The sequence below is a fragment of the Streptomyces sp. NPDC002513 genome (genome assembly GCF_053595355.1).
Genome location: NZ_JBSFXK010000005.1, coordinates 14120 through 33746, shown reverse-complemented (window position 1 = coordinate 33746; position 19627 = coordinate 14120). Strand labels below are relative to the sequence as shown.

Here is a 19627-nt window from a genome sequence, read left to right as displayed (position 1 = left end):
GGAACGTTACGCAATGACTGAGCAGGTACAACCCGGTCCCCAGCTGGACTGGCTCCTCGACGGCTTGGTGGACCGGATCCCGGAGATCCGTTGTGCCATCGTGCTCTCCGGGGACGGCCTCCTCATCGGCAAGTCGAAGGACCTGCGCCGGGACGACGCCGAACACCTGTCCGCGGTGGGATCGGGCATGCACAGCCTGGCCCGGGGTGCGGCGCGCCATTTCCACGGCGGTGAGGTCCAGCAGACGGTCATTCAGATGGAGAGGGCGTTCCTGTTCGTCACCGCCGCGGGCCGCGGGGCCCGGCTGGCCGCGATCGCCACGGAGGAAGTGGATGTCGGCATGATGGCCTTCGAGATGGGCACACTGGTCAAGCAGGTCGGCCAGTACCTCAGTGCCGCCCCCCGCATCAAGACCCCGTCCGGCAGTCATATTCAGGATGCGTGAACCGCGATGGCTCGACGGTGCGGAGGCCGGGCGTCACTTACGGCCGTACGCCATCACGGGCGGGCGCACCCGCCACAGCCAGCACACCTTCACACTGATCACCCTGGTCGTCTCGCGATCCGCGCATGAGTTCGACGACGAGTATCTGGAGCCGGAGTCGGCCGAGATCCTCGAACTGTGCCGGGACCGCGCGGTGGCGCTCGCCGAGATCGCCGCACATCTGGACCTTCCGGTGAGCGTGGTGAAGATCCTCTGCGGGGATCTGCTCAACGCCGCGCTCATCATCGTCCAGGCACCGCCCGGTCAGGACGATCTGCCCAGTGTGGAACTCATCGAAAGGGTGATGGATGGTATCCGTCAGCTCTGAGCCGGTCATGCCGACCGCGCTGAAGATCCTGATCGCGGGTGGCTTCGGCGTGGGCAAGACGACCATGGTGGGCTCGGTGAGCGAGGTGCCCCCGCTGGAGACCGAGGAGCGCATGACCGAGGCGAGCCTCGGGATCGACGACCTGTCCGGTGTGGAGGGCAAGACGTCCACGACGGTCGCCATGGACTTCGGCCGGATCACCATCGCGCCCGAGCTGGTGCTCTATCTGTTCGGTACGCCCGGTCAGGACCGGTTCTGGTTCATGTGGGACGACCTGGCGACGGGCGCCCTGGCCGCCGTCGTCCTCGCGGACACACGGCGCCTGGACGCCTCGTTCGCCTCGATCGACTTCTTCGAGGCACGGAAGATCCCGTTCGCGGTGGGGGTGAACTGCTTCGACGGGCAGCGGGACTGCACCGCCGAGGAGGTACGGGCGGCGCTGGACCTCGACGCGTCGACGCCGGTCATCCTCTGCGACGTACGCGACCGCGGCTCCAGCAAGGCGGTCCTGCTCGCGGTGCTGGAGGCGGCACGCGCCCGGGCCGCCGCGCGCCTGGCACCGCTGGCGGGCCCCTGACGGCCGCCCGCGGTCGAGACCGCGCCGCTCCCGGCCGGCGACGCATACGCGTCCCTCGAAGAGCCGGGGGCCCGCGAGGAGTTCACGGGTGAGGCGACGCCCGGCCGGTTCGGGGAACTGATCCGCGGCGCGCACGAGAACGCCTGATTCCCTCCCGGCACCCGTCACACGCCGTCCGACGAGTGCCGCATGCGGTGGACCGGCGTGTACGTGGTCCGGTACGCCGGTGGCGAGCCGAGCCATGGGGGGGGGATCTTCGGGTGCTCTGGCGACTGCCCCCGTCCCGGCAGCACGACGGGCGGCTCGCCCTCTCCTCGCAGGTGGCAGGCGAGGCGGGTCCCGTCGTACGCGGCGAAGTGTGGCATGTCCCGATCTTCGCGGCAGGGCGGGCCCGGGCGCAATGTCATGTCCGGAGCACGCACGTGGCCGAACACGGAAGCGCCGCCGAAAAGTGGGGACCAGCCTCTTGCCTTCGGGCCGATGAGCTGGATTACTGATCCCCACAAGATCCGACCGAATGATCGGTCGCCCGGAATGGTGTGATTGACGAGGGAGACGCCCTCATGGCGAACGCGCAGGACCTGCTGGACGCGGGGGAACGGCTCGATCCGGAGGCACTGCGGGACCTGCAGCTGGAGCGGTTGCGGGCCTCGCTGCGGCACGCGTACGCGCACGTGCCCTTCTACCGGGACGCCTTCGACAAGGCGGGGGTCCACCCGGACGACTGCCGGACGCTCACCGATCTCGCCCGGTTCCCGTTCACCGTGAAGGCCGATCTGCGGGAGAACTACCCGTACGGGATGTTCGCCGTGCCCCGCGAGCGGATCCGGCGGATCCACGCCTCCAGCGGCACCACCGGGCACCCCACCGTCGTCGGGTACACCGACAACGACCTGTCGCTGTGGGCGGACATGGTGGCCCGGTCGATCCGCGCGGCGGGCGGACGCCCCGGCGACACCGTGCACGTGGCCTACGGCTACGGCCTGTTCACCGGCGGCCTCGGCGCCCACTACGGCGCCGAACGCCTCGGCTGTACGGTGATCCCGGCCTCCGGCGGCATGACGGCCCGGCAGGTGCGGCTCATCCAGGACCTCAGGCCGGACGTCATCATGGTGACCCCGTCGTACATGCTGACCCTCCTCGACGAGTTCGAGCGCCAGGGCGTCGACCCGCGCACCACCTCCCTGCGCGTCGGGATCTTCGGCGCCGAGCCGTGGACCGAGGAGATGCGGCGCGAGATCGAGGAGCGGTTCGCGATCGACGCCGTCGACATCTACGGGCTGTCGGAGGTGATCGGACCGGGCGTGGCACAGGAGTGCGTCGAGACCAAGGACGGCCTGCATGTGTGGGAGGACCACTTCTACCCCGAGATCGTCGATCCCCTCACCGGCGAGGTGCTGCCCGACGGTGCGGAGGGCGAGCTGGTGTTCACCTCCCTCACCAAGGAGGCCATGCCCGTCATCCGCTACCGGACCCGGGACCTGACCCGGCTGCTGCCGGGCACCGCCCGGACCTTCCGGCGGATCGAGAAGATCACCGGCCGCAGCGACGACTTGGTGATCCTGCGCGGGGTCAACCTCTTCCCCACCCAGATCGAGGAGATCGTGCTGCGCACCCCCGGGGTGGCACCGCACTTCCAGCTCCGGCTCACTTGCGAGGGACGTCTCGACGCGCTGACGGTGCGGGTCGAGGCCCGGGCCGGCGCCACTCCCGACCAGCGCAGCGCGGCGGCGCTCACCATCGCCGCGGCCGTGAAGGAGGGGGTCGGCGTCTCCGTCGGTGTGGAGATCGTCGAACCGGAGTCGCTGGAGCGGTCGATGGGCAAGATCCGGCGGATCGTGGATCTGCGACGGCGCTGATCCGCCTCAGGGCCGGGCGAAGCGGTCCCGCAGCGCCCGCTTGAGGATCTTCCCGCTCGCGTTGCGGGGCAGCTCGTCCACGAACAGCACCCGCTTGGGGACCTTGAAGCGGGCGAGCTTCTCGCGTGCGTGCGCGAGGAGTTCGCTCTCGGTCACCTCCCCGCGCGCCACGACGACCGCGGTGACCGCCTCGATCCACCGCTGGTCGGGCAGGCCGATCACCGCGACCTCGGCGACCCGCTCGTGGGTGTACAGCGCGTCCTCGACCTGCCGCGAGGCGACCAGCACGCCACCGGAGTTGATGACGTCCTTGACCCGGTCGACGATCGTGAAATAGCCGTCCGTGTCCCGCACGGCGAGATCGCCCGAGTGGAACCAGCCGTCGCGGAAGGCCTCGGCACTCTCCTCGGGCTTGTCCCAGTACCCCTCGCACAACTGCGGTGACCGGTAGACGATCTCGCCCCGCTCCCCGTCGGGCACGTCCGTGCCGGACTCGTCGACCAGCTTCGCCTCCACGAACAGCACGGGGCGCCCGCAGGAGTCCAGGCGCCCCTTGTGCTCATGAGGCCCGAGGACCATGGCCAGCGGGCCGATCTCGCTCTGTCCGAAACAGTTGTAGAACGCGAGATTCGGCAGCCGCTCCTTGAGGCGCTCCAGGACGGGCACGGGCATGATCGAGGCGCCGTAGTAGGCCTTGCGCAGCCCGCTCAGGTCGCGCGTGGCGAAGTCCGCGCGGCCCGCGAGGGCGATCCACACGGTGGGCGGCGCGAACAGACTGTCCGCGCCGCCCGTCTCGATCAGATCGAAGAGCCGGTCGCCGTCGGGCGCGTCCAGGATGACGCTGGTCGCGCCGACGGCGAGATACGGCAGCAGGAAGACGTGCATCTGCGCCGAGTGGTAGAGCGGCAGCGCGTGCACGGGCCGGTCGCCCGCGCTGAGGTCGAGTGCGGTGATCGCACTGAGGTACTCGTGCACCAGCGCCCGGTGCGTCATCATCGCGCCCTTGGGCAGCGCGGTCGTACCGGATGTGTACAGCAGTTGCACCAGGTCCTCGCCGCGCGGTTCCGCGCCGTCCCACGGCTCGGTCGCCGCGAGGCGGGCGAGCAGGGAGTCGTCCGCGCCCCGCAGCGGCCGTACGCGTACGCCCTCGGGAAGGTTCCCGGCGAGGTCCGGATCGGCGAGGACGAGTGCGCAGCCGGACTGCTCGACGAGGTAGGCGAGGTCGTCGCCGGTGAGGTTGTGGTTGACCGGCACATGCACCAGTCCGGCGCGGGCACAGGCCAGGAAGCCGATCAGATACGCGTCGGAGTTGCGGCCGTAGGCGCCGACCCGGTCGCCGGGGACCGGTCCGCTCTCGCGCAGGAGGCGGGCGGCACGGGAGACGGCGTCGTCGAGTTCGGCGTAGGTCCACGACCGGTCGTCGTACCGGATCGCGACCCGCTCCGGGGTGCGCCGGGCGCTGCGCCGCAGTGTGCCGTCGACCGTGACGCTTCGTCCCGCCGTCATGAACCACCCCTTCGTCCGCCCTTGCCTGTGGCGCGATCCTCCTGGCGGTACACGCGGCGGGTCAATCCTGTCGCGGGCGGTCAGGGGGTGACTGCGAGAAAGCACAGATAGGCGTGCAGGGCCGCGGATAGGTGCGGACCTGCTGGACCGAGATCCCCGCCGTCCGCGCCAGATCGCTGACCCGCAGCCGGTCCCCCACGTCCGCTCCCCTGCCGTCGGCCGCCGAACGCACTCAGCCTATGCCCTCGTCCCCGGTTGAGACTTTTCCGGCATCCGGCAGGGGCGACCAGCGGTGAGGGACGTCAAAGTCTCCAAGGGCACTTGAATGAAACAATTGATACCGCAGGTCGCGCCCGGTGACCCGGGCCGAACACATCCATGAGGGAAAGGCGACGCGCGTGAGGTTTCTTCTCGAAGTCGACATGGCCGACGGGTGGTCCACGGAGGATGCCGCACGCGAGCTGGGACGCATCCTCCGGTACTGGGGCGGCAACCTCGGCCACTACGCCCTGAAACCCGGCGACGGCGCGGCCGTCCACGACTCGGACTACCAGGAGGTCGGTCACTGGCGCATCGTCGCGGACCCCGAGGCCTGACCCCGGCCTCACAGCGGACGGGTGCGGCCCTCCCTTGCTCAGCTCCGTCTGCATGGGCGCAGGATGCCGCAGCCACCGGGAGGAAGGAAGAGTATTCCTGATGCCCCGTCAGATAAGGTGACCGTCCGCCCCGGCGCGATTGCGCCGCGCGGCGCGCCTATCCCCGTGCGGCGTTCCCCGGGTCTTCGAGAACCGCCATGGCCGCGTTGTGCCCCGGCACCCCGCTCACCCCGCCACCGCGCACCGCGCCCGCGCCGCACAGCAGGACGTTGGCATGACGGGTCTCCACGCCCCAGCGTCCCGTGCCCTCCTGTGCGTAGGGCCAGGCCAGCTCCCGGTGGAAGATGTTGCCGCCGGGCAGCCGCAGATCCCGTTCCAGGTCGAGCGGCGTCTTCGCCTCGATGCAGGGGCGCCCGTCCGCGTCCGTGGCCAGACAGTCCTCCAGCGGCTCGGCGAGGTGGGCGTCCAGTTGGGCCAGCGTGGACTTCAGCAACTCCTCCCGTACGCCGTCGTTGTCGCGTTCGAAGAGCCGCGCGGGGGTGTGCAGGCCGAAGAGGGTGAGGGTCTGGTAACCCCGCTCGACGAGGCCGGGGCCGAGGATCGTCGGGTCGGTGAGCGAGTGGCAGTAGATCTCCGAGGGCGGCGCGGCGGGCAGCGTGCCCGCGGCCGCCTGCGTGTGCGCGGTGGCCAGTTGCTCGTATCCCTCGGCGATGTGAAAGGTCCCCGAGAAGGCCTCGCGCGGATCGACCCCGGGGTCGCGCAGCGCGGGCAGCCGCTTGAGCAGCATGTTCACCTTGAGCTGGGCGCCCTCCGCCGGGGCGGGCGGGGTGTCGCCGGTGAGCCGGGCCAGCTCCTGCGGCGAGGCGTTCACCAGGACGTGCCGGGCGGAGACGGTGCCGTCGCCGTCCGCGGTGCGGAACGCGACGTCCGCGGTGCGCCCGTCGCTCTCGATGCCCACCACCTCGTGCCCGGTGGCGATCACCGCGCCGGCGGCCCGCGCGGCCGCCGCCAGCGCGTCGGTCAGCGCGCCCATGCCGCCGACCGGGACATCCCAGGCGCCCGTACCGCCGCCGATCACGTGGTAGACGAAGCAGCGGTTCTGCCGCAGCGAGACATCGTGGGCGTCGGCGAAGGTGCCGATGAGCGCGTCGGTCAGCACGACCCCGCGGACCAGGTCGTCGGCGAAGGTCCGCTCGACGGCGACGCCGATCGGCTCCTCGAACAGCGCCTGCCACGCCTCCTCGTCGTCGATGCGGCGGCGCAGTTCGTCCCGGGTGGGCAGCGGCTCGGTGAGCGTGGGGAACACCCGTTCGGCGACGTGCCCGGTCATCCCGTAGAAGCGCTGCCAGGCCTCGTACTCCCGGTCGGATCCGGTGAGCCGGGCGAACGCCTGCCGGGTGCGCCGCTCGCCGCCGCCGACGAGGAGGCCGGTGGGGCGCCCGCCGCGTTCGACGGGGGTGTACGAGGACACGGTGCGCCCGCGCACCCGGAAGTCCAGGCCCAGATCCCGGACGACCTTCCGCGGCAGCAGGCTGACCAGGTACGAGTAGCGCGACAGCCGCGCGTCGACCCCGGCGAACGGCCGGGTGGACACGGCGGCGCCCCCTGTGCGGTCCAGCCGTTCGAGCACCAGTACGGAACGCCCGGCCCGGGCGAGATAGGCGGCGGCGACCAGCCCGTTGTGCCCCCCGCCGACGATCACGGCGTCGTAGCTCTCGTGTCCCTCGTGTCCCTCATGTGCAGGCATGTCTCTTGGTAGCACGCCATGATCCGGCCCGGCCAGAGCCGGGCCGCGCGGAGGCGGCCCCGTCATCCGCCGACTTTGTACGGTGCGGGACGCGCGCCGGGGCCGAGTCTGGCCATCGCCCGGAGGATGTGCTGGGGCGGCAGCTGCCAGCGCAGCCGGGCGGGGACACAGCGCAACACCGTGCCGGTGACACACAGGCGCCGGGTCACCGCCGCGGGTCCCGGAGCCGGCCGGCCGTACAACGCGTGGGCGTACGGGGGCAGGGCGGCATACGCGAGGTTCGCCACGCGCCGCCACAGCAGGGCGCGCGCCGGGAGAAGCGCCGGGTGGACCGGCGGCCGGCGCAGAAAGTCGTCCACCTCGCGCGCCTCGGTTCCGGCGGCGAGCCGGGACCGCGTCTTGGCGAAGTAGTCGGCCAGTGCGGCCTGGTCACCCGGGACGTGGTCCGGGTCGAGCCCTACGAGGGCCGCGGCGACCCGGTTCTCACGGATGTACCGGTCGGCCTGAGCGTCGGTGAGCCGGAAGCCCGAGCGCCGCAGGACCTGGAGGTAGGAGTCGATCTCGGCACAGTGCACCCACAGCAGCAGCTCCGGTTCGTCCACGCCGTAGCGCTCGCCCGTGTCGGGATCCGTCACCCGGAGCAGGCGGTGGATCCTGCGCACGCGGGCGGCCGCCCGCTCGGCGGCCTCGGCGGTGCCGTAGGTCCGCGTGCCCACGAAACGGGCGGTACGCAGCAGCCGGCCCCAGGCGTCGCTGCGGAAGTCGGAGTTCTGCAGTACCCCGCGTACGGCCCGCGGATACAGCGCCTGGAGATAGAGCGCGCGGACACCGGCGACCCACATCATGGGGTCGCCGTGCATCTGCCAGGTCACCGAGCGGGGGCCGAAGAGCCCCGGATCGACCGCGTCTGGGGCGTCCACCGGGCCAGGGTAGCGCCGCGTGGCCTTCCAGGAGGGTGCACGGGTCGTCCACCACGTCGACCGACGAGGCGGGCAATCACTGTGTGTATTCACTCGAAAGGATTACGTGAAGGGGCGGGGGTGTACGTGTGCGAGTCCCCTGAGGAGAGGGCGCCCGCACCCACAGCGCCCCGAAGGAGCTCGCACCCCAAGTGCCCCGAAGGAGGACGTCATGTCCCGCCACTCGATACGTAGGCTCCTGGTCGGTCTGTGCGCGCTGACGGCAGCCTCGCAGGCTGCCACGGCCGTGGCCCTGGCAGGGCCGGCCGATCAGCACCGGGCCGCGTACACCGCCGTCCGGACTCCGGTCCCGCAGACGCTCTCAGACCTCGCGGCCACGATGAAGGGCGAGGGGTTCGCCTACGCCTCCTACAACCTCTACGCCGCCCAGGCCGACCGCGAGGGCCACCCGGCCGTGGGCAAGCTCTTCCGGACCACAGCGCAGACCGAGATGAACGAGCACCTGCGCGAGGCGGCCGCCCTGGCCGGCGTGGTCGGAACGGACGCGGCCAACCTGCGCCGGGCCATCGACGGCGAAACCTACGAGCATCAGGTCATGTACCGCCGCTTCGCCGACCAGGCACGCGCGGACGGAGACCTCGAGGCCGCCAACCTGTTCTCCGAGATCGCCGCGGACGAGGGCCGCCATCGCGACGCCTACCGCACCGCGCTGAGCGTCGTGACCACCGGCCACGGCACCATTCCGGCGCCGCCGAAGGCCGACTTGGTGCCGGTGTCCGCAGGGCTGCCGAAGGTGAAGGCCGCCCGCACCAAGGCCAACCTCGACACCGCGATGCACGGTGAGGGGCTCGCCCACGCCAACTACATGCTCTTCGCCGCCCGCGCCCGGCAGTCCGGCAACCCCGCCCTGGCCCGCCTGTTCGAGGGCACGGCCGGGGTCGAGCTGCAGGAACACTTCGCCGGAGAAGCGGTCCTGGCCGGGCACGTGGGTACCACGAAGGAGAACCTGCGCAAGGCCGTCACCGGGGAGCACCACGAGGCCACCAACCTGTACCCGGGGTTCGCCGAGCGGGCCACCGCCGTCGGCGACACCGACGCCGCCCGCTACTTCCGCGACACCGCCGCCGACGAGGCCAAGCACGCAGCCGCCTTCCAGCAGGCCCTCAGCCGGCTGCCCTGACTCCGGCCAAGCCGCGAGACCGGCCGGAGGCAAGGCAAGAACGACCGGCCGGTCGACGCGCAACGATCGAACGCGGCCCGATCCCCGTACGCCGCAACGGTGCCGCCCACAAAACGCCCGCCTGCGCCGCCTCGTCGAAGAAGCCGAGCCAGCCTGGGCATTCGCCCCTGACGGAGTGACCACCGGGCGGCGGTCGGCCCCGGTGCTCAGCCCGTCGGCCCCGGCGCCGTGTGGGAAGTGATCGCGTCCGGCGCGAGGTAGACGTCGGAGCGCTCGAAGTCCGCGAGCGTGGCGGGGCGGCCGGCCTGAAGACCGGTGCGGACGAAGTCGTAACCCGTCAGCGCGTTGAGCGTCCAGTTGGTCATGGTGCGCATGCGGGCCGGAACCGTGCGCAGGGCGGCGAGATGGTAGCCGCGCGCGACGAACTCCGCGGGCGGTCCGGTCAGCTCCACGCCGAGCGGCTTGGAGACGGCCTGGAAGCCGCCGAGGTCGACGACGAGACCCATGTCCCGGTGGCGGTAGGGGGTGAGCGGTGTGCCGTGCAGCGCCGCCGCCACGTTCTTCGCGGCGGCCCAGCCCTGGCGCATCGCGTGCTGGGCGGTCGGCGGGCAGACCGCGTCGGCCCCCTTGTACAGGTCGGGCACCGCGGCGGCGTCCCCCAGGGCGAAGACGCCGTCCAGGCCCGGCACGCTCAGGTCGGGGCGGACGACCAGCCGGCCGCGGTTGGTCTCGGTGTCCACTGTGGCGATCAGCGGGCTGGCCGCCACCCCCGCGGTCCAGATCAGGGTGCGGCACGGCAGGGTGCGGCCGTCGGTGAAGGTGACGGTGTCGCGCGTGGCCTTGGCGACGGAGACCCCGAGGGAGATGTCGAGGCCGCGCCGCTTGAGGAGGGTGAGGGCCCGTGCGCCCAGCCGGTCGCCGAGTTCCGGCATGAGCTTGGGCGCGACGTCGATGAGATGCCACTTGATGAGCGCCGGGTCGAGGCCCGGGTAGCGCCGGACGGCGGCGGTGGTGAGGTGGTGCAGATACGCGGCGGTCTCGGTACCGGCGTAGCCGCCGCCCACGACCACGAACCGCAGCCGGGACTCGCGCTCGGACCGGTCGGAGCTCGCGGCGGCCAGGTCGAGCTGGGAGATGACGTGGTCGCGGAGCCAGGCCGCCTCGGCGAGCGTCTTCATGCCCACCGCGTGCTCCTCGACTCCGGGGATGTCGAACTGCCGCGTCACGCTGCCCGGTGTCAGCACCAGATAGTCGTAGTGCTCGACGGTCGTCTCACCGTTGATCTTCCGCACCACGACGGCCTTGGCGGCCGGGTCGACGCCGACGGCGCCGCCGGGGACGATGACGGTGCGGCGCAGCAGCCGCCGCAGGCTGACCGCGACGGACTGCGGGGTGAGGATGCCGGCCGCGACGTGCGGGAGCAGCGGCAGATAGAGCTGGTGGTCGTAGGGCGTGACAAGCCTGAGCGTGGCCTCGGCGGGTTTGAGGATGCGCTCCAGTTTGCGTGCGGTCTCCATCCCGGCGAATCCGCCGCCGACTATCAGAATCCGGGGCACGGTCATCACAAGTCCCTCCAGCTGGAGACATCTACGCCTGCAACGCTAGGCAACTCGGGCCCGGCCCGCCACCGATCCGTCGACGCCCTCGGTCCGGACCCGACCGGGCTTTGCCGCGAGGCGACGCGGAGTGTGCGGGTCCGGCCTGCCACCGTGCGGCCCCCAACCCCCGTACACGCCCGAGAATATCGACGCACGTGACCAGCGCCCCTCGAACACGGATACTGCCGACAGTGGCTCACCGCTCAGCGCTCACGGCCACCGAGGCCGAAGACCGCCAGGCACGTCAGGAGGCTCCCATGAAGATGCTGATCAACGTTCCGGAGACGGTGGTCTCGGACGCGCTGCGGGGCATGGCGGCCGCGCATCCCGAACTGACCATCGACGTGGAGAACCGGGTGATCGTACGGCGGGACGCCCCGGTCGCGGGGAAGGTCGCGCTGGTCTCCGGCGGCGGCTCGGGGCACGAGCCGCTGCACGGCGGTTTCGTGGGCCCGGGCATGCTCTCGGCCGCGTGTCCCGGCGAGGTGTTCACCTCCCCGGTGCCCGATCAGATGACGCGCGCCGCGGCGGCCGTGGACAGCGGCGCCGGCGTGCTGTTCATCATCAAGAACTACACCGGTGACGTGCTCAACTTCGACATGGCCGCCGAGCTGGCCGAGGACGAGGGCGTCCAGATCGCGAAGGTGCTGGTCAACGATGACGTCGCCGTGACCGACAGCCTCTTCACGGCGGGCCGGCGCGGCACCGGTGCCACCCTGTTCGTGGAGAAGATCGCGGGGGCGGCGGCGGAGGAGGGGCAGCCGCTGGAGCGTGTGCAGTCCATCGCCCGGCAGGTCAACGAGAACGCGCGCAGCTTCGGTATCGCCCTCAGCGCCGTCACCACGCCCGCGAAGGGGAGCCCGACCTTCGATCTCCCGCCGGGCGAACTGGAATTGGGCATCGGCATCCACGGTGAGCCGGGGCGTGAGCGGCGCGCGATGATGACCGCGCGCGAGATCGCCGACGTCTCCGTGGACGCCATCCTCGACGACATGCCGCCGCGCAATCCCGTACTGGTCCTGGTCAACGGGATGGGCGCCACCCCGCTGCTGGAGCTGTACGGCTACAACGCCGAGGTGCAGCGGGCGCTGTCCGAGCGCGGCGTCGCCGTGGCCCGCACCCTTGTCGGCAACTACGTCACCTCGCTCGACATGGCCGGCGCGTCGGTCACCCTGTGCCAGATCGACGAGGAACTGCTGCGGCTGTGGGACGCGCCGGTCAGTACGCCGGCCCTGCGCTGGGGCCGGTGAGCCCCCGGCACACGGCTGCCGCAAAACCGTGAGTGAGGTCAACGCCCGTACCACGCAAGGAGATCCAGTGCTCGACGCCGACTTCTTCCGCCGTTGGATGACGGCTACCGCCGTGTCCGTCGACCGCGAGGCGGAGCGACTGACCGCGCTCGACTCGCCGATCGGCGACGCCGACCACGGCAGCAATCTGCAACGCGGCTTCCGCGCGGTCGCCGCCGTCCTGGAAAAGGAGGCACCGGGCACCCCCGGCGAGGTCCTCCAGCTCGCCGGCAAACAGCTGATCTCGACCGTGGGCGGCGCCTCCGGTCCGCTGTACGGCACGCTGCTGCGCCGCGCCGGCAAGGCGCTCGGGGACTCCGATGAGGTCACCGAGGAGCAGTTCGCACAGGCGCTGCGGGCGGGCGTGGACGGGGTCATGGCGCTCGGCGGCGCCGCGCCCGGCGACAAGACCATGATCGACGCCCTGGTGCCCGCGGTGGACGCGCTGGCCACCTCGTTCGCGGCGGCCGCGGCCGCGGCCGAGGAGGGCGCTGTCGCGACGACGCCGTTGCTGGCCCGCAAGGGGCGGGCGAGTTATCTGGGCGAGCGCAGCATCGGGCACCAGGACCCCGGTGCCACGTCCTCGGCCCTGCTGATCGCCGCACTCGTGGAGGCCGCAGGTGAGTGACACCCCCGACAAGCTGGTCGGCATCGTGCTCGTCTCGCACAGCGCCGCCGTCGCCGAGTCCGTCGCGGAACTGGCGAAGGGGCTGGCGGGCGGCTCCACGGCGGTGCCCGTCGCGCCGGCCGGCGGCACGGCCGACGGCGGGCTCGGTACCAGTTCCGAGCTGGTCGCCGCGGCGGCCGCCGCCGTGGACCGGGGGGCCGGGGTCGCCGTGCTCGCGGACCTGGGCAGCGCCGTGCTCACCGTGAAGGCGCTGCTGGCGGAGGGCGACGAACTCCCGGAGAACACCCGGCTGGTGGACGCCCCCTTCGTGGAGGGCGCGGTCGCCGCGGTCGTCACGGCCTCGGCGGGCGCGGATCTGGCGGCGGTGGAGGCGGCGGCCACGGAGGCGTACGCGTACCGGAAGGAGTGACGCGACCGGATTGCCCGGGAGCCGTCGCCGCAGCGCCCTGGCGGCGGCTCCCGCACGGCCGCCTCGAACGGCTGCTCCCGCAAAGCCGCCCCGCACAACCGCCCCCGCACAGTCGCCCCGCACGAGCGCTTCCGCTGGTCCGCGGGGTTCAGTTCGCGGCCAGGAACTTCCGGGCCAGTGACTCCCCTTGGGCCACGGCCGCCCGGTGGTTCTCGAGCGGGGTCACGCGGGAACCGCGGAAGACGATGTACGTGACCGGGCCGTCCGTTCCGCCGGTGCGCGGGTCGGGGTTGATGCCGAGAACCCGGGCGGTGGCGTAGGAGGCCTCGCCGATGATGCTGGTGGGGCCCGTGTCGGCGACGACCGCGTACGCGATGCGGCCCCCGTGTATGACGGCGGCGACGGAACCGCCGCCGATGCCGTAGGCCCGGTAGTCCCAGATGGCGCTCGCGCCGGGCACCACGAGATAGGGCAGGGTCTCGGCGCTCGGGTACCGCCCGTCGGACTGCCGGTAGCTGGTGGCGGGGGTGAAGGACGGGTCGGTGCGGGAGTTGCAGACGTAGCCGGGACGCCCGTCGCAGTCGATGTCCATGTCGGCCGTCCAGAACACGGCGCCGCGTGCGCCGCAGACGGGTATGTCGGCCGGGGCTCCCTGGTCGCTGCGGTAGCGGCCGTGGGATATCCGGAGGCAGTCGCGTGTCTTCGCCAGCAGGTCTGCGGCGCGGACGGCGCCCTGCCGGGGTTCGTGGGGGTGGGCGGGGGGAAGCGTGGCGGGGATGAGCAGCGCGGCGCCGGCCGCGGCCAGCTTCAGTGACGGGACGAGCACGATGAGGGCCCCTCTCCTGGGGGACGGCGATCACCATCCCACCGTGGTGCCGCTCTCCGGCGCGCGCCCGGCGGAGGGGGCCGTATGGAGCACACGCTCGTGGTACGGCCGAGCGCCGGGACCGGACGGGGACCCGGCCGCCCGGCCGCGCTCGCCGACGCGGGATCAGCGACGACAGCGGACCGCGCCGGTCGGCACGAACTGCCCTGGACGGCAAGCGAGTTCACGCCGCTTCGGGGTCCAGCATACGTATCCCGGCCGGACTGCGGCGAACAGCGTTCCCCCTCTTGATGCCGTCACGTCAGCCATGGCATACAGGTACAGACCAATCTCCGTGGAGGGAGGGGCCCATGCGACGCGCCCTCATACCGGTGATCTGTGGTTCACTCCTGCTTCTGGCGTCCTGCGCCCAGGGCCGTCCGGCCGACGGCGGCGGGCGCCTGCCGCCGGCCCCCCTGGGGGTGACCGCCGTGGCGGGCAGCGCGACCAGCGTGCACGTCATGTGGAACCGTGTGCCGGACGGTAGGGGCATCGCCGGGTACGAGGTCTTTCGCGGCACCAGGAAGGTGACTCAGGTGCCCGCCGGAGAGCACATGGTGGACGTCACCCGGCTCGATCCGTCGACGGCATACGTTTTCACCGTACGGGCCCGTGGCACCGACGGTGGCCTCGGTCCGGCCAGCCGCGAGGTCCGTGCCACCACACCGGCCGCCGTCGCCGCCGACGAACGGGCACCTTCCCGGCCGGGGCGGCCCAGCGGCAAGGTGGTGGGGAGCCGGGCGGTCCAGCTGGCCTGGGGGCGGTCGACGGACGACCGGGGCGTGGTGTCGTACAACATCTACCAAGGCGGCTCGAAGATCCACAGTGTGGGCGGTGCCCAGACGGCGGCCGTGGTGACCGGGCTGCGGCCGGGCGTCCGCTACTCGTTCACCGTCCGGGCCCGTGACGCGGCGGACAACCTCTCACCGCCCAGTGACACGGTCCAGCTCACCACCGCGCCCGGCTCGGACGGCGACGAGGGCACCGCACCGACCCGGTTCCGCGCCACGACGCACCGCGCCGAGGGGGCGTACTACCTGGATCTGTCCTGGGTGCCGCCGGTGGTCGACGGCGTGGTCACGGAGTACGGGATCGATCTGGACGGGCAGCCGGCCACGTCGCTGGTCTGGGGCGGCACCGTGCCGCGCTCGACGGCGGCCTACAGCTTCTACGTGGGCCGGGAGGCCGGGGTCACCCACCGGGTGCGGATCCGGGCGAAGCTGCCGGACGGCACCTGGGGCGGCTTCTCCCCCGAGCGGACGGTGACGACGGGCCCGTGACGGGGTCCGCCGGGACGGCTACTCGCGTTCCGGAGCGGGCAGCGTCCCGAACTCGTCCAGGGCGTGGGTCAGCCACTGGATCCAGAAGGTCTCCAGATCGATGCCGGCCCGCAGCACGAGGTGCTGGATGCGGTCCTGCGCCGAGTCCCTGCCCCGTCCGAAGTCGCGCTTCTCGATCTCCTGGTACTCGGCCAACTGCCGCTGGTGCAGGGTGAGGTGGTGACGCAGGTCGGTCTCGATGCCCTCGGTGCCCACCACGGCCGCGGCGCGCAACCGCAGCAGCAGCACATCGCGCATCGGCCTGGGGTCCTGGGACGTGGCCGCCCAACGGGCGAGTTCGGCGCGGCCGGCGGCCAGAACCTCGTAGGACTTCTTCTGCCCGCGGGCCGGCTGCTCGGCCGGGAGGGCACGGATCAGGCCGTCGTGCTCGAGCCGTCCCAGCTCGCGATAGATCTGCTGGTGGGTCGCCGACCAGAAGTAGCCGATCGACCTGTCGAACCGACGGGTCAGTTCGAGACCTGAGGACGGCTTCTCCAGCAGGGCGGTCAGGATCGCGTGCGGGAGTGACATGAGGCCATCCTAGGAAGGCGGCGCACGGAGCTCTAAAGCGCCGCGGCCAGCTCCGTTCCCTGCTGGATCGCCCGCTTGGCGTCCAGTTCGGCCGCCACATCCGCGCCGCCGATCAGGTGCGGTGTCCGGCCCGCGGCCCTCAGTTCCTCGTACAGATCGCGGCGCGGCTCCTGGCCCGTGCACAGCACGATCGTGTCCGCCTGCAGAACCCGGCTCTCACCGTCCACGGTGATGTGGAGCCCCTCGTCGTCGATCCGGTCGTAGCGTACGCCCGGCACCATGGTGACGCCCCGGTGCTTCAGCTCGGTGCGGTGGATCCAGCCCGTGGTCTTGCCGAGTCCCGCGCCGACCTTGGAGGTCTTGCGCTGCAGGAGGTGGACGGTGCGCGGCACGGCGGGCCGCTCGGGCGCCGCGAGGCCGCCGGGGGCTCGGTAGTCCATGTCCACGCCCCAGTGGCGGAAGTAGGTCGCCGGGTCCTCGCTCGCCTTGTCACCGGTGTCGGTGAGGTATTCGGCGACGTCGAAGCCGATGCCGCCCGCGCCGAGGATGGCGACGCGGTCGCCGACGGGCGCGCCGTCCCGCAGGACGTCGAGGTAGCCGAGGACACGCGGGTGGTCGATGCCGGGGATCTCGGGGGTGCGCGGGGTGACGCCGGTCGCGACGACGATCTCGTCGAACCCGGCGAGGTCCGCGGCGGCGACGCGGGTGTTCAGCCGGACGTCCACGCCGTGCAGGCCGAGCTGGGTACGGAAGTAGCGCAGCGTCTCGTCGAACTCCTGCTTGCCCGGGACCTTGCGGGCGACGTTGAGCTGGCCGCCGACCTCGCTCGCCGCGTCGTAGAGCGTGACGTCGTGGCCGCGTTCGGCGGCCGAGACGGCACAGGCGAGGCCGGCGGGACCGGCGCCGACCACGGCGACCTTCTTGCGCAGCCGGGTCGGGGACAGGACCAGCTCGGTCTCGTGGCAGGCGCGCGGGTTGACCAGGCAGGAGGTGATCTGCCCGCTGAAGGTGTGGTCGAGACAGGCCTGGTTGCAGCCGATGCAGGTGTTGATGGCCTCGGGGCGCCCCTGCGCGGCCTTGGCCACGAAGTCGGGGTCGGCGAGCATCGGGCGGGCCAGGGACACCATGTCGGCGTATCCCTCGGCGAGCAACTGCTCGGCGGTTTCGGGGGTGTTGATGCGGTTGGTGGTCACGAGGGGGACCGAGACGGCGCCCATGACCTTCTTCGTCACCCACGCGTACGCGCCGCGCGGCACGGAGGTGGCGATGGTCGGGATGCGGGCCTCGTGCCAGCCGATACCGGTGTTGATGAGGGTCGCCCCGGCGGCCTCGACCGCCTGCGCGAGCGTGATGACCTCGTCGAGGGAGGAGCCGCCCGGGACCAGGTCGAGCATGGACAGCCGGTAGATGATGATGAAGTCCTCGCCGGCGGCCTCGCGGACACGGCGCACGATCTCCACGGGGAAGCGCATCCGGTTCTCGTACGAGCCGCCCCAGCGGTCCTCGCGCCGGTTGGTCCGTGCCGCGACGAACTCGTTGATGAGGTAGCCCTCGGACCCCATGATCTCCACACCGTCGTAGCCGGCCCGGCGGGCCAGGCGGGCGGCACGCGCGTAGTCGTCGATGGTCCGCTCGACCTCGGCGTCGGTGAGCGCGTGCGGGACGAACGGGCTGATCGGGGCCTGCAGCGCGCTGGGCGCGACGAGGTCGCGGTGGTAGGCGTACCGGCCGAAGTGAAGGATCTGCAGGGCGATGCGCCCGCCCGCCTCATGCACGGCCTCGGTGATGACGCGGTGCTGCTCGGCCTCCGCCTCGGTGGTGAGCTTGGCACCGCCCTCGTACGGGCGTCCGGCGTCGTTGGGCGCGATGCCGCCGGTGACGATGAGCCCGGCCCCGCCGCGCGCCCGGGCGGCGTAGAAGGCGGCCATCCGCTCGAAGCCGCGTTCCGCCTCCTCCAGGCCCACGTGCATCGAGCCCATGAGCACTCGGTTGGGCAGGGTGGTGAAGCCCAGGTCGAGCGGGGTCAGCAGATGGGGGTAGCGGCTCATCGGGCCCTCCGTCCGGCGTGTCGTGGCTCTGTTGTAGACGAGAACGGCCCCATTGTGCAACTAGTTGCACAATGGGGCCGCCGACCGCCCGTACGCGGCCCTCGGACCGGTGAACGGTTCGGTTCCGTTCGCTGCCCGGCGCCGATCAGAACGCTCTGGTCCAGGTCAGGACACTCTGGTCCCGATCAAGACGTTGGCGTACAGCTCGTCGCAGACCTCGAGCCGGGTCCGCAGCCCCCCGCGGGTGAACGCCTCCTCGGCCGGGGGGACCTGGTGTTCGCTCGTCTCCACGAGCAGAGAGCCGCCGGGGGCCAGCCAGCGGCCCGCCTCCGCGGCGACCCGGCGCAGGACGTCCAGGCCGTCCGAGCCCCCGTCGAGGGCGACCAGGGGCTCGTGGTCCCGGGCCTCGGACGGCAGCAGCGCCACCTCGTGCGTGGGCACATAGGGCACGTTCGCGGCCAGGATGTCGATACGGCCGCGCAGGTCGTCCGGGAGCGCGGCGAACAGGTCGCCCTCGTGCACCCGGCCGCCGTACGCGGCGACATTGCCGCGGGCGCAGCGGACCGCGGCCGGCTCGATATCGGCGGAATGCAGTTCCGCTCCGTCGAGCGCGGCGGCGAGCGCGGCGCCGACCGCTCCGGAGCCACAGCACAGGTCCACGACGACACGGGCGTCCTGACCGACGGCGAGGGCCTGCCGGACCAGGAACTCGGTGCGGCGGCGCGGCACGAAGACGCCCGGTTCCACGGTGATGCGCAGTCCGTGGAACTCCGCCCAGCCCACGACCTGTTCGAGGGGCAGGCCCGCCACCCGCCGGCCGACCATGGCGGCGGCCTCCTCGGGCGTGCGGGCGGTTGCGAGGATCAACTCCGCCTCGTCCTCGGCGAAGACACAGCCGGCGGAGCGCAGAGCGGTAATGGCGCGGGAACGCGACATGGAGAGCATGAAGCCGAGAAGCCTTTCGGTTGACCGAAGGGCGCTCTCGCGGTCACCTAGCGGCGGTGATCCGCGCTGACGTGGAGGGAGAGCACCCGAGCCGACACAGCAGAAATGGGTCTCACCTCCTCGGCCACCTCCGGCCGGGACGATCCGCGGCCAGGACGGTCACCCTAGCAGCAGAAGGGTGACACCCGCGCCGTGGTGCGCGGCGGGCGGCGAAGGCCGCCTCCGCATTCCGGTTGTACTCTGCAACGGGAAAGACCGAGGGAGGCTCCCGTGCAGGCAGTCGAGGCGTCCGACGAAACCGCCGTCCCCGAGCGGGACACCGGCGCGGCCACGGCCGACGCGGCTCATCCGGGCGACGCCGCCGTCGAGACGATTCACCGCGAGCTGACGGTGTTCGCCCGGCGCGCCCGTGCCTCGGCCGGCCGGATGCACCCGGAACTCTCGCTGGTCTCCTACACGTTGCTCGGGCACCTGGAGGAGAGCGGCGGCTGCCGCGCGACCGATCTGGCCGACCACTACGCGCTGGACAAGTCCACCGTCAGCCGCCAGGTGGCCGCGCTGGAGCGAGCCGGTCTGATCGAGCGCCGGCTCGATCCGGGCGACCACCGGGTCCAGGTACTGCATCTGACGGAGGCGGGCACACGGATCCTGGCCCGCGTGACCGAGAGCCGCCGGGAGGCCTTCCGGGAGCGGCTCGCGGGCTGGCCGGAAGAGGACCTGCGCCGCTTCGCCGCGTATCTGCTGCGGTACAACGCCGCCCCGACCGCCGGGCGCTGACCCGCACCACCGGGGCCGCCC

General features: G+C 72.0%; 19 protein-coding genes. 11 read left to right on the top strand and 8 right to left on the bottom strand.

Translation table 11 applies throughout. From position 1 onward, the window contains the following. The first annotated feature begins 13 nt into the window (after nt 1-13). The 4 genes from ACWD5Q_RS05395 (at nt 14) to paaK (ending at nt 3248) form a co-directional block, all read left to right on the top strand. Nucleotides 14-445, top strand: coding sequence for a roadblock/LC7 domain-containing protein (locus tag ACWD5Q_RS05395; RefSeq protein ID WP_451425683.1), 432 nt, complete (start codon nt 14-16; stop codon nt 443-445). After that, entirely contained in the window at nt 438-812 is a 375-nt protein-coding gene (locus ACWD5Q_RS05390; protein ID WP_451425682.1) for a DUF742 domain-containing protein, read from the top strand. The genes ACWD5Q_RS05395 and ACWD5Q_RS05390 overlap by 8 nt, the downstream gene beginning before the upstream one ends. After that, nucleotides 793-1389: a GTP-binding protein gene (locus ACWD5Q_RS05385; protein ID WP_451425681.1), complete on the top strand. Its 597-nt coding sequence runs from the start codon at nt 793-795 to the stop codon at nt 1387-1389. The genes ACWD5Q_RS05390 and ACWD5Q_RS05385 overlap by 20 nt, the downstream gene beginning before the upstream one ends. A 563-nt stretch (nt 1390-1952) precedes the next feature. Next, a complete protein-coding gene (paaK, locus tag ACWD5Q_RS05380; RefSeq protein ID WP_451425680.1) occupies nt 1953-3248 on the top strand; it encodes a phenylacetate--CoA ligase PaaK in 1296 nt (431 codons plus the stop codon). 6 nt (nt 3249-3254) lie between these two features. On the opposite strand, the gene ACWD5Q_RS05375 is transcribed toward paaK, so the two are convergent. Next, complete coding sequence (locus ACWD5Q_RS05375; RefSeq protein WP_451425679.1) at nt 3255-4754, bottom strand: acyl-CoA synthetase; 1500 nt, start codon at nt 4752-4754, stop codon at nt 3255-3257. 398 nt (nt 4755-5152) lie between these two features. Between ACWD5Q_RS05375 and ACWD5Q_RS05370 the strand changes: the two genes are divergently transcribed. Beyond that, nucleotides 5153-5350, top strand: coding sequence for a hypothetical protein (locus ACWD5Q_RS05370; RefSeq protein ID WP_451425678.1), 198 nt, complete (start codon nt 5153-5155; stop codon nt 5348-5350). A 157-nt stretch (nt 5351-5507) separates the two neighbouring features. On the opposite strand, the gene ACWD5Q_RS05365 is transcribed toward ACWD5Q_RS05370, so the two are convergent. Next, on the bottom strand, nt 5508-7097 hold the full coding sequence (locus tag ACWD5Q_RS05365; protein ID WP_451425677.1) for a phytoene desaturase family protein: 1590 nt from the start codon (nt 7095-7097) through the stop codon (nt 5508-5510). Between the two features lie 62 nt (nt 7098-7159). Then, entirely contained in the window at nt 7160-7957 is a 798-nt protein-coding gene (locus tag ACWD5Q_RS05360) for an oxygenase MpaB family protein (RefSeq protein ID WP_451425816.1), read from the bottom strand. A 271-nt stretch (nt 7958-8228) separates the two neighbouring features. Here ACWD5Q_RS05360 and ACWD5Q_RS05355 point away from each other — a divergent pair, with 271 nt between their 5' ends. Continuing rightward, entirely contained in the window at nt 8229-9197 is a 969-nt protein-coding gene (locus tag ACWD5Q_RS05355) for a ferritin family protein (protein ID WP_451425676.1), read from the top strand. Between the two features lie 206 nt (nt 9198-9403). On the opposite strand, the gene ACWD5Q_RS05350 is transcribed toward ACWD5Q_RS05355, so the two are convergent. Next, nucleotides 9404-10759 carry an NAD(P)/FAD-dependent oxidoreductase gene (locus tag ACWD5Q_RS05350; protein WP_451425675.1) on the bottom strand — a complete coding sequence of 452 codons (1356 nt, stop codon included), beginning with the start codon at nt 10757-10759 and terminating at the stop codon, nt 9404-9406. Nucleotides 10760-11052: 293 nt separating this feature from the next. Between ACWD5Q_RS05350 and dhaK the strand changes: the two genes are divergently transcribed. The 3 genes from dhaK to ACWD5Q_RS05335 all read left to right on the top strand — a co-directional run bounded on the left by dhaK (nt 11053) and on the right by ACWD5Q_RS05335 (nt 13121). After that, nucleotides 11053-12045 (top strand): dihydroxyacetone kinase subunit DhaK, encoded by a 993-nt coding sequence (gene dhaK / locus ACWD5Q_RS05345; RefSeq protein ID WP_451425674.1) that lies wholly within the window; start codon nt 11053-11055, stop codon nt 12043-12045. A gap of 67 nt (nt 12046-12112) precedes the next feature. Then, nucleotides 12113-12712, top strand: a complete 600-nt coding sequence (gene dhaL, locus ACWD5Q_RS05340; protein WP_451425673.1) for a dihydroxyacetone kinase subunit DhaL — start codon at nt 12113-12115, stop codon at nt 12710-12712. After that, the gene (locus ACWD5Q_RS05335) at nt 12705-13121 is read left to right on the top strand and encodes a PTS-dependent dihydroxyacetone kinase phosphotransferase subunit DhaM (protein ID WP_451425672.1); all 417 of its coding nucleotides are present in this window, start codon (nt 12705-12707) and stop codon (nt 13119-13121) included. The genes dhaL and ACWD5Q_RS05335 overlap by 8 nt, the downstream gene beginning before the upstream one ends. A 148-nt stretch (nt 13122-13269) precedes the next feature. Here ACWD5Q_RS05335 and ACWD5Q_RS05330 read toward each other — a convergent pair whose 3' ends face one another. Next, nucleotides 13270-13947: a glycoside hydrolase family 75 protein gene (locus ACWD5Q_RS05330; protein ID WP_451425671.1), complete on the bottom strand. Its 678-nt coding sequence runs from the start codon at nt 13945-13947 to the stop codon at nt 13270-13272. Nucleotides 13948-14297: 350 nt separating this feature from the next. Here ACWD5Q_RS05330 and ACWD5Q_RS05325 point away from each other — a divergent pair, with 350 nt between their 5' ends. After that, nucleotides 14298-15266, top strand: a complete 969-nt coding sequence (locus ACWD5Q_RS05325) for a fibronectin type III domain-containing protein (RefSeq protein WP_451425670.1) — start codon at nt 14298-14300, stop codon at nt 15264-15266. Nucleotides 15267-15284: 18 nt separating this feature from the next. Here the strand turns inward: ACWD5Q_RS05325 and ACWD5Q_RS05320 are convergent, their stop codons facing one another. The 3 genes from ACWD5Q_RS05320 to ACWD5Q_RS05310 form a co-directional block, all read right to left on the bottom strand. Further along, a complete protein-coding gene (locus ACWD5Q_RS05320; RefSeq protein WP_451425669.1) occupies nt 15285-15836 on the bottom strand; it encodes a PadR family transcriptional regulator in 552 nt (183 codons plus the stop codon). A gap of 32 nt (nt 15837-15868) precedes the next feature. After that, on the bottom strand, nt 15869-17884 hold the full coding sequence (locus ACWD5Q_RS05315) for an FAD-dependent oxidoreductase (protein WP_451425668.1): 2016 nt from the start codon (nt 17882-17884) through the stop codon (nt 15869-15871). A 165-nt stretch (nt 17885-18049) separates the two neighbouring features. Then, entirely contained in the window at nt 18050-18820 is a 771-nt protein-coding gene (locus tag ACWD5Q_RS05310; RefSeq protein ID WP_451425667.1) for a putative protein N(5)-glutamine methyltransferase, read from the bottom strand. A gap of 279 nt (nt 18821-19099) precedes the next feature. Here ACWD5Q_RS05310 and ACWD5Q_RS05305 point away from each other — a divergent pair, with 279 nt between their 5' ends. Next, on the top strand, nt 19100-19606 hold the full coding sequence (locus ACWD5Q_RS05305) for a MarR family winged helix-turn-helix transcriptional regulator (protein WP_451425666.1): 507 nt from the start codon (nt 19100-19102) through the stop codon (nt 19604-19606). The last annotated feature ends 21 nt before the right edge of the window (nt 19607-19627 follow it).